Below are 12679 nucleotides of genomic sequence, written 5' to 3' on the forward strand. Positions count from 1 at the left end.
ACTGTTTCTACATACAGTATAAGGTGTTTCATTTTTAGTTATCATAATTTTAGCCAGTTTTTCACCGGGTCTCACGCTAAATGCGCTGCTTAGTATCAGACTCTATTGTTGTCGTTACATCCAAAATGCGATAGAAAAGTGCAATAGGCACAATAATTTCTTTACTCCAGATTTTTTCTAAAGCATCGATAATAAGGATTTAATGACTTCTCGGTGGTAATGTTAAGTATGTCATTCTAGGACGTGTAATCGGCAGAAGAACATTTTGTTTGTTTCAAAATAGAATAACAGGGTGTTAGCTTGACTTTAACTACAATTGAAGAAAAAATTAAACTACATACCGATAATTTTTTGATGGTTATATTTATTAATTGAATTTGCCTTTTTTTGTAGTAAGAAATACCAAAGCTGATTTAAATTTCTTATTCAACTTATCAAAGCCTCTATAATCTAATCCAATTGCTCTACAATGTTGACGAAGTTCTTGTGGATTTCTTTCTAAATAGGCCTTGATTTCTGGCCATGCTTTTTTAATTTCTGATTCAATGAAATCATTAACGACTACGCCAACTTTTTTTTGCTCTGCATAAATATAGTCCTCCGAAACACCACGCGTAATTAAGAAAGGCAGCCCAGCACACAAATATTCACCTACTTTGATGTTAGAGATAAATTTCTTTGAAGGGCCTGGGGGAACTGAAATAATGGCAAAATCAGATGCAGAAGCATATTTATGGATATCTATATAATCACTGTGCGCGATTGTATAATCTTCAGAAGGTACTCTTGCACTATCAAAAAGCGCCTTGACTTCCGCGTCACTATGAGGTGTTACGATGAGCAAATGTAATCGGGGTTCTTCGTCTTTTAACCACTTATACATCCATGCAAACTTTTCACGATAATATAAATCACCAAATTTACCGGGATAATATAATAACCATTTATCTTCACTAATACCTAGTTGCTTTCTGGTTTCTATTCTATCCTGCTCGTTAAAAATAAATTTTTTATCATTAGCAACAGTTGGAATTTTAAAAAACTTCGCTTTTGTTTTCCATTTATTCTCAAGTCTCTGCTGCATAAAAACTGTACCAGAAGCAATGACTTTAGCAGACTTAGCCGCTTTTTCTTCTAAAAAGTGAGTGATTTTATATTGTAAGCTATATTTCGACCACATATTGTTGTCAACCCCATATTCACTATGAGGTTCAAATGAATACATAAACAAATCTAATCTTAATACTGTACTGTAAGTATAAGCAAAAGTCCCAGCAACAGATGCTAGTGTAACAATATATTTATAACCTTTAGCGCGAAGTTTAACTACGGCTAAAAAACCATTGAATAAATCTAAAAATTTCTTACTTAATTCTTTACCTTGATGCCATTTTAAAGGGGTCCATTCAAGACCTTGATTCTGCCATTCTTGAAGTAATACAGTTTGTTCTTTAGTCAACGGAAAAGCAGTGTCTTCATAACTAATCACATGAAATTGATATGGATTTGATTCATCCTTTAGATAATCTTTAATATAAAGCCAAAAATTTGATTGATTAACTTGATCAAATAATCGATTGTATAAAAATATAATTATTTTTTCTTTAGTTTGTTTCATACTAAAGTGCTTTTAAATGAAGTTGCTGTAACAAGGACGATATTTTTTCAAGTTGTTTTTCGTAACTATTATTCTTTGCAAACTCTATTCTCTGTTGCTGTTTTTCCATTGAATTATAAAAATCTAGATTTTCAAGTACTTTTTGAAAGGTGGATTCATAATCTTTGCTGTTATCTACCATTTCCAATAAATAGAGTTTATCTTTATATTCATCAGTATAAGTAGCAACCGTTATTTTTCCACTTTCGAGATATTCCATCACTTTGTGCGGATTGGCTAATTGCTCTTTATCCTGTTGATTTTCAGCTTTATATAAGAGTAATTGTATGTCGCATTCGGCTAATATAGAGGGAATGAGGGTGCTTTCAACTTTTCCCCACCATATAACATTTTCAAATGCAGAGCAGGCACTAAATAGTTTTTTATTTTCACTATAATGTCCAACTAAATGAAAATAAATATGAGGGTATCTTTTAATCAATGAGACGAGCAGATCAATATCTAAAAAAGATATATCAAGATTGCCTATATAAACAACATTCAGCTTACTTTGTGTAAATAGTGCGCGCTGCTCTTCTGATAATGGCTTCTTGGTTAATGATGACGAAAATCCATGATGAATTTTAAAAACTTTATTATTAAAGGGTTCTATGACCTTTTTGATGTAATTAGTTGTACAAAAGCATATATCTGCTGATGCTGCTGCTACAGGTATGTGAAAATTCTGATTAGAATCAACTTGATGATAGATTTTTAATCTACTTCCTGCAAAATTCATATCAAAAAATCGAGAGTTCTCAAATAGCCAAACAATCGAAAAAGCACTTCTAATCTGATCTTCCAATTGTTGCAGCCAACGTGCTTCCATCCATCTGCGGAATAGGGCAGGGTAGAAACGAAGGCCTTTTGCAACTATTGGTGCGGAAATAACCCAAAGATTATCGTATACTGTATTTTTTATTAAAATTTCAGATAATTTATTATCTGGAGGATTTAAAAAATAGACCCTATATCCAAGAGATGCTAGAGTCGTTGCGTAATGATGTTTACTAACAAAATGACCTTCCCAGTGTTCTGGAGAAATAAGTAATATTGTTTTATTCATATAGAAATTATAAATAACTTATAAAGATAATTTTTTATTTTAATAAAATCTTTATATAATCCTTTATAAAAATCTTAAATAGGCCGAATTTAAAACCAGAGATGTTTTTTAAACTTATTAATATTATATATTTTTTTATTAATTCAATTATATCGCTTTTATTAAAGTCTATACGATATGAGTGGATTACTGTAAATCTTAACAATAATTTGGCAACATGCTTTTCGCCGAATAGCTCGATAAATGGATAATATGATTTATACACATCATCTAGCAGACCTATATCGTTATACGACCAGTCTTTTTCATTGGTAACGTTCACCATTGTCTGGAACCGTGGTGCATATACACCATCATATTTGCTCAAACGATTTGCAATAAAATAGATAAATAAATAAGGGTTTCTGTATCCAGGATGCTTTAGATAATCATCTATAAGCCCATTCCTTAAACATAACAAACCAGACATTTGATGGGCAAAATGAGAAAAGCCATAGATTGATTCATAGCCTTTTGCAAGAAATTTATCGTCATGTATTTCACGGCTACCGACATTTTTTTTACCTTCTCCAACTGCTAATAGCCCTGGAATAATACAACCTAATTCATTATTAGTAATTTTATCAATACAGAAATTTAAATACCCTTTTGCTAATAAATCATCGTCTCCTAGAAATATAACATAGTCGCTATTAGAATATTTTAATGACTGGACGACATTTCTTTCTAGACCAATATTTAAATCATTGCGGTAATAAAAAATAGAGAACTCATTGTTTTTGGTTTTTATGAATTCATCTATATATTGACGAGTACTATCCGTTGAGCAATTATCTGATATGATTACATTGATCTTGTCTTGTATTTTGTTAGTGACGATTTCTTTTTCTAGAAATTGAAGATTAATAATTAAATCTTCTGCTCTATTGTATGTCGGTATTAATATGTCTATTTTCATTGTGAAATGTAATCTATCCATTTTATGTCTTTATCCGATATTATGGGATCATTAGTTAATCCCCAATCAATATTGAATAATGGATCATTCCATCTTATACCAGATTCAAACTCTGGCCTGTAATAATTATCCGAGCAGTACAAAACATCCGTATCATCTTCTATTACAAGATATCCCGTAGCAAATCCTCGTGGAATAAGCAAGGCATAACCATTGTTTTCAAGGGTACATACTTCAGATTTCAAGTAGTAATTACTATTGGTTCGTAAATCAATAAATGCCACACGTATGCCTCCTCTCAGTACTCTAAAAAATTTAGATTCAGCCCAAATATCTGTTTGATAATGCAGTCCTCGTAATGTATTACGAAATCTGTTGTTCACTAAATTAATCTGACATATTGAAAAATCTGCTAATGGTTCAGTTTCACGATTATATGCTTTGATAAAGCATCCTCTATCATCTGCTGCCAAAGGAGATTGAATAAGGCGGACATCACCTAAGAAATACTTAATCACATCCATAAAATTCAAAATAGCTGTTTATAGAAGCTTCGATTGTTATAAATGAATCAAAATTAAAAGTTTTAGTGCTCAATGATGTATCAAGGGCTAAATAACTCATTGAATCATCTCTTTTAGATTGTGTTCCAAAATTATATTTAACTTCTTGGTTAAACTTTTTTTCACAAGCAGTAATCACAATTTTAATAAGTTCTTTTACCTGAATTACTTTCGGATTTGTTAAATTAAATATTCCAGAATTTTTTGTGTGTAAATTCATTCGTAGGAAATTCACTATATCTTTTATATACGTATATTGCCGATACTGCTCGCCAGATGTAAATTCAAGCTGATTTCCATTTTTTGACTCACTAATAATATACGGAATTAACCTTTTAATATTTTCGCCTGGGCCATAAACATTGGTAAGAATAAAATGTTGTATAGTGAAGTCTATTGGGATCGATTGGTTTAGGATATCAGCAATAAAGCGGGTGAGCAGTCTTTTCGATTTACAATAATTATTGGGAAGCGAATTACTATGCGATACAAGTTCATTTTCTGTTACAGGATTGTGCAGTTGAAAATCACCTAGTTCAAAATAAGAACCAAAAGTGACTATTTTCCCTGTGTAACCTATTTTAATTAGCTCTTGTATTATCCTAATTGGTTCAAATGAATTTAATTCATATATATATGAGCAGAGATCATCATTCCCTGGCTGAACTCCAGAACCTGCGCAGAAATATATTATATCACATTGAGCAACATATTGAATTGATAGAGGTACATGAGGATAGTCGTACTGTACATATTTTATATTTTCTGAAGATACATGAAAACTTCTGCCAAATAATATTAATTCAAAGTCTGTATCAGAGAAATTATTTATTAGTTCTTTTGCTACAAAAGATGAATGACCAATAACGCCTATTCTCATGCTAAGACTTCTTTAATTTAAGATGAGTATATCTGAAATTGATCAGCTTAGGGTTTGGCTGACTATTTGCTGTTTCATTGCTTCTAATCGCATGCATTTCAGTCATTCCTGGTGGTTGAAAAATAAGATTTAACTTGTTTTTTTGTTATATCAAGGGGAGAGTCTATTTCCAGCATTACATTTTTGTACCATTCCACAGTGTGCTTAATGGCATGATGCGTATTCCATCTTGGATGCCAAGCTAAATCATTTACAGCACTTGAACAATCCAACATTAATCGTGCCGACTCATGAAAATCATTAACTTCCGATAAAATTTCATAATTGCCGTATCCCCAAATTTGTATAATATATTGAACCAATTCTTCCACGGTAATAACTAGTTCATTTATTGGTCCAAAATTATATGCTTTTGAATATTTTTCTGGATTATCATGCAATTTAGCGCCTAAGATAAGATACCCAAACAGTGCATCGAGAACATGCTGCCATGGTCTTATTGAATGTGGATTTCTTAAGGTCAATTTCTCATTCTTGAAAATCGATTTAACTGTATCTGGAAGAATTCTATTTTTTGACCAATCGCCACCCCCTATTACATTTCCTGCTCGAGCTGTCACAATAGATTTTTTATGATCGCTGTATTGTTCTGGCTGAAAGAAGCTTTTTCTAAATGATGAAACAACTATTTCTGCACATGCCTTACTAGCACTGTATGGATCGTGACCGCCTAATGCGTCAATTTCTCTATAAGGATATGACCACTCTTTATTCTCATAGACTTTATCTGTGGTTATAACAATTATTTCGCATTGTTTTTTTATGTGTCTAATAGAATTCAACACATTTACTGTGCCACACACATTGGTTTCAAATGTATATATTGGATTTTCATATGAATCTAAAACAAGAGGTTGCGCGGCAAAATGAAATACAATGTCTGGGTTTATTTCTACAATAAGTTTTCTCAAATTAGACTCATTCCGAATATCGCATATCACCGATTTACACAATGAATCACCATTTATTGAATTATAAAAAGAATTATTTTCTGCTGAAAGTGATATACCCCATACTTCAGCATTTAATTCTTGTAACGCAACAAGCATCCACGAGCCTTTGAATCCTGTATGGCCTGTTAATAAGACGCGTTTTCCTTCATAATGCTTGTGCAGTTTTTGCATAATTTGTTCCATAAACATAATTTTTACCATATCTTCCATTTCGCTTCTCTTTTCGACCACATATCTTCAAGCTCTTTCTTGTCGCGCAATATATCCATGCATTTCCAAAATCCAGTATGCCTATACATCATCATTTGATCACTCGATACTAAATTCCGCATGGGTATTTCTTCCCACATAATTGTGCTAATATTTTCAACACCATCAAGATAATCAAAAATAGAATTATTTAGAACAAAAAAGCCAGCATTTATCCATGCTCCTTCTCCGTTTGGTTTTTCAACAAAACTCGATACATTTCCTTCTGGATTTGCTTTTAGCACACCAAATTTACCGACAGGTTGTACGGCGGTGACTGTACACGTCTTTCCATGTGAATTATGAAACTTAATTAGTGAATTAATATCAATATCAGAAACTGCATCGCCATAAGTAAGCATAAACTGCTTCTCCCCATCCAGATAGGGTTGAACAAGCTTTAGTCTCCCGGCAGTCATTGTATCAACACCAGTATCAACTAATGTAACCTTAAATCCATCACCGTTGCGTTTATGTATTGTTACCTGATTGGTTTTTAGGTCTACTGTAATATCTGAATTATGATAAAAATAATTAATGAAGTATTCTTTAATTAAATATCCTTTATAACCCAAGCAAATAATAAATTCATCATGCCCATAAGACTGATAGATTTTCATTATATGCCACAAGATAGGCTTGCCACCAATATCAATCATGGGTTTTGGTTTTAAGATGGATTCTTCAGAGATCCGAGAGCCTAAGCCACCGGCAAAAATAATAACTTTCATGGTTTTATACAATTTATATTTGCTGACATTACAGGTGTTTCATAATGTGTGGGAATTATAATTGATACGTCCATTTTTAATTAAATCTCAAATTTTAAAGTATTGATCTTAGGCAAATTGCAAATGCCAAATCTAATGCTTTTTAAAATTCCCAGGGCATTACAAAATTATTACATTCAACTTAACATCGAAGATGTTGTTATTTTAGAGTAAAGGCTTGGGCCGATGATGCTACCTTTGTCCAGCCGATAAATCTCATTGCAGCCTTTCAACGTACTAATACGATGAGCAATAATAATTATTGTCAAATCCCTATTTAGGGCTTCAATTGCCTCCATTACGCTGGCTTCTGTTTCATCATCTAAAGCACTGGTAGCCTCATCAAATACAATTACATTAGCTTGCTTATATAAAGCGCGTGCTATACCAATGCGTTGCCGTTGTCCCCCCGATAAGCGTACTCCACGCTCACCTACTGGTGTTCGATAGCCTTCTGTTAGTCCTTCAATATATGTTGCAAGTTGAGCTTGCTCTGCTGCTCTTTTTACTTGCGCTAAATTAATTTGTTCTAATGGCAAGCCAAAGGCGATATTTTCTGCGATTGATGTGTCAGCGAGAAAAATATTCTGTGGTACATGTGCAATATTGTTTTGCCAGGCACATACACTATGTGTGTCAATTACGGTACCGTCAACTATTAGCTGCCCTTGTGTTGGGGATAGTAGTCCCATAATTATGTCCAATAATGTGCTTTTCCCGCTTCCTGTTGTACCAATAAATCCAATCCGTGATCCTTTATTAATATTTAAATTAATATCAGTCAGAACAGGGGTATTAGTACCAGCATAACTAAAGTGCAAATTTCGTAATGCGATACTGTCATTAAAAGGTAAGTGCAAGGAACGATTTTTAGCTTTATCCAAGTCAGGTTGAATAGGATCTAACTGGTTGATTACATCAGCAATAATGGCTTGATTGCCACTGATCAGAGACCAAGAAAAATATACCTGCTGTAAGCTTGGTAATAAACGTTGTGCTCCTAAAGCTAAGGCTCCAAGAACAGGAAGTGCTGTCTGTTGCCCAGGCGAGTCTATTTGTAGACTATATGCAGCCACTGCAATTAATACAATGGCTAGCATTTCTAACAATGATTTAGGCAATCCACCCAAAAATGCATTCTGATTTAATGCCAACTGTAAATTACGAGAAACTTGTGTATATAAATTTACAAATACGCTTTGACTATTATCCATAATAATATCTCGAATGCCTCCTAGGCCTTCCTGCATGCACTTTACAGCGAGCGGTTGATTTTTTGCGATAATATTGCCATTACGCCTAATCTGCTTGCGCACCAAATAGCCGGCCAAGATATATCCTCCCCCTAATACCACAAATGCCAGAACAGCCACTTGTATACTGATTAGCAATAAGGTAGCAATAATGGTGAGGCTCATGATCAAAGAGCTTGCTAATAGAAGCACATGCATGATCCCTACATGAACAGTACTCACTACTTTTTCTGTTACTATGCTAATCAACTCACTACTATTATGAGCTACATGATACTCATAAGGCTGATACAGTGTTTGCCGGTAAATTTCACTTCGTAATTGAATACCCATAGCCGCACTTAAACGGGTATTTGCCCAAAGCAGCAGTATACGTATTCCTGCCGCAAACACAGTTGCTGCGACAAACCCGAGAGTCATAGCCAATAACAGCTCATCCGCTGATTGAAACCCTAATTGTTTTATCACAGGCTGTAGCCAGGTAATCATCATTAAAGCTTCTGGCTTAGTCAAAGCAGTCAAAAAAGGTACTACTGCACCAATACTGATTATTTCAGCAAATACAGCAACTAGCATCAGAATAAGTAAAAGAAAAAACTGTGTACGACGCTTTTTTCCTAAATATTGCCAAAGAGCAATAATGTTGCTGATTGCAGTCGCTTGATGCATGTCTAAATAATTCCTAGTGGTTTAAATGATTTTTAGAGGGGGTAGAAATAAAGGATGGGCAGCCCTAAGGTGACTCACTTGACAGCAGATTGTGCAAACAGAAGCGCTGGAGTAGCTACAGGCTCGGGAAGCTCAAACATAAAATCGAAACCGTCGCCTCGTGTGGTGTGTCTAGTCTTGAACTAAACAACCGCACACGGGCTTGCTTACTGTTAGCTGAAAGGCAAACTGGCAGATAACTCGTGCGCATTGATCAGCCTGACGCATTACTTTTGACCTTCATCGACTAGAGTCGCCCATCCACTTGATCCGCAGGGAATAGATATTTCACATCGAACAATACGCAGTTCGCTTTACCTAAAGCACGAATTTTTTCCACGCCCATTTCAACAAACTGTTTGTGCGATACCGCCAGGACGATTGCGTCATAGTGGCCTTCATTCAATTCGCTGATAGGTGTAATTCCATATTCGTGCTGCGCTTCGGCGGCATCTATCCAGGGATCATAAACATCCACTTGAGCATTGAGCGCTTTGAATTCGTTGATGATGTCCACGACTTTGGTATTGCGCAGGTCAGGGCAGTTTTCCTTGAAGGTCAGGCCCATTACCAGGATTTTGGCATCGACAACATGAATGCGCTTTTGCGTCATAAGCCGCGCAACCTGGTCGGCCACGTGAGCACCCATGCCGTCATTGATGCGTCGGCCGGACAGGATGACTTCGGCATGGTAGCCGAGTTCCTGTGCTTTGTGTGTCAGATAGTAAGGGTCGACGCCAATACAGTGTCCGCCTACCAGGCCGGGCCGGAAAGGCAGGAAGTTCCATTTGCTGCCGGCTGCTTTTAATACTTCTTCGGTATTAATGCCCATGCGGTTGAATATAAGGGCCAATTCGTTGATGAGTGCGATGTTGACGTCGCGCTGGGTATTTTCGATGACTTTGGCGGCTTCCGCTACTTTGATGCTGGACGCCTTATGCGTGCCCGCAGTCACGACGCTGGCGTAAAGCGCATCGACATAGTCGGCTATTTCCGGCGTGGAACCTGAAGTGACTTTTTTGATGGTGGTGAAGCGATGCTCTTTGTCGCCAGGATTGATGCGTTCGGGGCTGTAGCCGGCAAAGAAATCGACATTGAATTTAAGGCCGGAAATTTTTTCAATGACCGGGATACAGTCTTCTTCGGTAGCGCCGGGATAGACGGTTGATTCGTAAATCACTACATCGTTTTTCTTGATGACTTTGCCGAGCGTCTCGCTGGCTTTGATAAGCGGCGTGAGGTCAGGGCGGTTGTGTTTGTCTACGGGCGTGGGTACGGTGACAATAAAAGTATTGCACTCCCGAAGTGTTTCCAGTTTCGCAGTATAGCGCAATTTGACAGCCAGCTTGAGTTCATCATCGGAAACCTCGAGAGTCCGATCTTCTCCTGCCTGGAGTTCTTCAATGCGTTTTTCGTTGATATCAAAACCCACAGTAGGATAGTGGCGGCCAAACTCGACAGCCAGTGGCAGGCCAACATATCCCAGGCCAATGACTCCAATTACGGAGTGATTTAAGTCTTCTTTCATTTAAATACTCGGTTTATTTTTCTGAATAATTCTATAAAGGCTTTTTGATGCTTAAAAATTAGCCTCTTTGAGTGTGTTTTCTTCTAAATGCCTGGAGCCCTTCATGACTCTTGAAGAAAAAATCACCGCCAGATAATAGGTGATGAAGAGGCTGATAAAGAGGTAAAACATGAACCAAGCCGGTATATTGAACATAATGTCTGCCGCTAGGCCAAAGGTCGTCAATGTGCCTGAAAAGAACAGTATAATGACGAGTGTTTGATTGACCCCGAAGCCGGCATCGATCAAGATATGGTGAATATGATTGCGGTCAGCGTCGAATACGGATTTGCCTTCAAAGAAGCGCCTAAGCATGATGCAGACAGTATCAAGAACAGGAATCGCGATAACCCATAAAGCTGTAACGGGCGAAATGATTCTTTCCTGGCCTTGTGAGGCAGAAATAATCAGCCAGCAGATGGTGAAGCCAAGCAGCATGCTCCCTGCATCGCCTAGAAATACAGACGCTTTTTTCTTGCCGAATATACGCAGGTTAAAAAGTAAAAAAGCAAGAACGGAAGGGATGATTAATAAAAGGGGTATGCTGATATTGCTGGAAGGAAATAGCGCTTCCAATATTGCAAAAATAACAAAGATCAGCAAAGCCATACTGCCTGCCAAGCCATCTATGCCGTCAATCATGTTAAACGCGTTGATTCCGCCGACCACTGCAAAGACTGTAAATACGGTCGAGAACGCGCCTAATTGGATTTCGCCGAAACCGAATAAATTATCCAGGCTGGTAATTTCATAGCCGGCCCATTTGATCATAATCAATGAAGCTATAATTTCTATAACTAACCGGATTTTAAAGCTTATGTTTTTGAAATCATCCGCAAGACCGCATAAAATAATCAGTCCTGCCGCTGCAAGATAAGCTGTGTTTGCCTGCCCGATCAGATTCTGCATTGAGAAGACGCTGAGGTAGATTGTTAATCCGCCGATTAGCGGAATCTCTCCCTGATGTTTTTTTCGAGAATTTGGCTGGTCGGTTAGCCCCACTTTGGCGGCAATAGGCTTAAGCACTACGATGGCTAATAACGTCATGAAAAAACATAAAGTTACGCTATACCAAAATAAATGAGTATTAAACACTTAGGCTATTTCCTAGCTTTACTAAAATCGATATGTTCCAATTCAGAAGAGAAATTTTACTGTTATTGCTGCAGAAGCAGATTGTAATTTTCTTCTTAAGGGATCCTTTAAGTCATATTTTTATATGAATTTGCTTTCACACGCTCACTTGCACATGCCTATGCTCGTAGGCATTTCAATGGATATCCAATAGGGATGTTCTAAGAGGGTTTGAAATGTGTGACTTCCTAGTATTAAACAGTAAATATGGCATTTTTGTCAATTTTTGTTGAAAATTAATATATATGACAAATATAGTTTAATAAATTGATAATGCAAGAAAAAAAGGTGGGTAATTCAACAGATTGCCCGGGTGTAGCGGGCTTCTGTTTAAGGTAAGAAATAAAAATCTTTTCAATCAAAGGCTTCTAAATCCTAAAATCAGTTGATATTTGATAATTATCTTTCATTTAAGATTGTTGTTCGCTTTGGGGTGAAGATGAGATATCAGGGGGAAGTTGGGCAATGGGATGCTTTTTATTGGTTGCCGCTGTTTTTTATAAACAAGCGCATTCAGATTGCCGCGTTTTCTAAAGCCGGTTTTATACTGGATTTTATCTTGATCAGTGATCAATATGGTGGCACCGATTAAAAACCTGAGTTTATATGTCTGTTTTATAAACTGATGTTACGCTGTAAGTTGAATTCAGATCGATTTAGCAAAGTATCGCTAACGCGACGGTTTTATCTAATCGGGTTCATCGCACCCGAAAGCGAGTTACTTGCTTTTACCAGACTCTTTAGCGGAAGCCGGCATGGGCGGCCGAAACGCCGGGTTTAGCAGACTGGCCTACCCCGCTGCTTTGCCAAAATCAAGGCGAAATCCACGGTAGGGTACGCATCGCGTACCTTCTCAGCGTC

10 protein-coding genes are annotated in these 12679 nt (G+C 36.6%); all 10 read right to left on the minus strand.

What is annotated here, in order from left to right:
• Positions 1-367: 367 nt before the first annotated feature.
• Complete coding sequence (locus IT781_RS16980; RefSeq protein WP_194971370.1) at positions 368-1618, minus strand: hypothetical protein; 1251 nt, start codon at positions 1616-1618, stop codon at positions 368-370.
• A 1-nt stretch (position 1619) separates the two neighbouring features.
• Positions 1620-2723, minus strand: coding sequence for a hypothetical protein (locus IT781_RS16985; RefSeq protein ID WP_194971371.1), 1104 nt, complete (start codon positions 2721-2723; stop codon positions 1620-1622).
• Between the two features lie 34 nt (positions 2724-2757).
• Positions 2758-3702, minus strand: a complete 945-nt coding sequence (locus IT781_RS16990; protein WP_194971372.1) for a glycosyltransferase family 2 protein — start codon at positions 3700-3702, stop codon at positions 2758-2760.
• A complete protein-coding gene (locus tag IT781_RS16995; RefSeq protein ID WP_194971373.1) occupies positions 3678-4205 on the minus strand; it encodes a dTDP-4-dehydrorhamnose 3,5-epimerase family protein in 528 nt (175 codons plus the stop codon). Before IT781_RS16995 ends, IT781_RS16990 begins: the two co-directional genes overlap by 25 nt.
• On the minus strand, positions 4192-5124 hold the full coding sequence (locus tag IT781_RS17000; protein WP_194971374.1) for an NAD(P)-dependent oxidoreductase: 933 nt from the start codon (positions 5122-5124) through the stop codon (positions 4192-4194). Before IT781_RS17000 ends, IT781_RS16995 begins: the two co-directional genes overlap by 14 nt.
• Before the next feature lie 98 nt (positions 5125-5222).
• The gene (rfbG, locus tag IT781_RS17005; protein ID WP_228779234.1) at positions 5223-6347 is read right to left on the minus strand and encodes a CDP-glucose 4,6-dehydratase; all 1125 of its coding nucleotides are present in this window, start codon (positions 6345-6347) and stop codon (positions 5223-5225) included.
• Positions 6332-7117, minus strand: coding sequence for a glucose-1-phosphate cytidylyltransferase (gene rfbF / locus IT781_RS17010; protein ID WP_194971375.1), 786 nt, complete (start codon positions 7115-7117; stop codon positions 6332-6334). Before rfbF ends, rfbG begins: the two co-directional genes overlap by 16 nt.
• Before the next feature lie 176 nt (positions 7118-7293).
• The gene (locus tag IT781_RS17015) at positions 7294-9078 is read right to left on the minus strand and encodes an ABC transporter ATP-binding protein (RefSeq protein ID WP_194971376.1); all 1785 of its coding nucleotides are present in this window, start codon (positions 9076-9078) and stop codon (positions 7294-7296) included.
• 286 nt (positions 9079-9364) lie between these two features.
• Positions 9365-10645: a Vi polysaccharide biosynthesis UDP-N-acetylglucosamine C-6 dehydrogenase TviB gene (tviB, locus tag IT781_RS17020; RefSeq protein WP_194971377.1), complete on the minus strand. Its 1281-nt coding sequence runs from the start codon at positions 10643-10645 to the stop codon at positions 9365-9367.
• Positions 10646-10696: 51 nt separating this feature from the next.
• Complete coding sequence (locus tag IT781_RS17025; protein ID WP_194971378.1) at positions 10697-11779, minus strand: undecaprenyl-phosphate alpha-N-acetylglucosaminyl 1-phosphate transferase; 1083 nt, start codon at positions 11777-11779, stop codon at positions 10697-10699.
• Positions 11780-12679 lie beyond the last annotated feature (900 nt).

This window comes from Methylobacter sp. BlB1 (genome assembly GCF_015476545.1).
Taxonomy (GTDB): Bacteria; Pseudomonadota; Gammaproteobacteria; order Methylococcales; family Methylomonadaceae; genus Methylobacter.

Excerpts from the sequence above, each read along its gene's own strand:
- rfbF (WP_194971375.1), bottom strand. The coding sequence starts at position 7,117 with ATGAAAGTTATTATTTTTGCCGGTGGCTTAGGCTCTCGGATCTCTGAA.
- IT781_RS17015 (WP_194971376.1), bottom strand. The coding sequence starts at position 9,078 with ATGCATCAAGCGACTGCAATCAGCAACATTATTGCTCTTTGGCAATAT.
- tviB (WP_194971377.1), bottom strand. The coding sequence starts at position 10,645 with ATGAAAGAAGACTTAAATCACTCCGTAATTGGAGTCATTGGCCTGGGA.
- rfbG (WP_228779234.1), bottom strand. The coding sequence starts at position 6,347 with ATGGAAGATATGGTAAAAATTATGTTTATGGAACAAATTATGCAAAAA.
- IT781_RS17000 (WP_194971374.1), bottom strand. The coding sequence starts at position 5,124 with ATGAGAATAGGCGTTATTGGTCATTCATCTTTTGTAGCAAAAGAACTA.
- IT781_RS16995 (WP_194971373.1), bottom strand. The coding sequence starts at position 4,205 with ATGGATGTGATTAAGTATTTCTTAGGTGATGTCCGCCTTATTCAATCT.
- IT781_RS16980 (WP_194971370.1), bottom strand. The coding sequence starts at position 1,618 with ATGAAACAAACTAAAGAAAAAATAATTATATTTTTATACAATCGATTA.
- IT781_RS16985 (WP_194971371.1), bottom strand. The coding sequence starts at position 2,723 with ATGAATAAAACAATATTACTTATTTCTCCAGAACACTGGGAAGGTCAT.
- IT781_RS16990 (WP_194971372.1), bottom strand. The coding sequence starts at position 3,702 with ATGGATAGATTACATTTCACAATGAAAATAGACATATTAATACCGACA.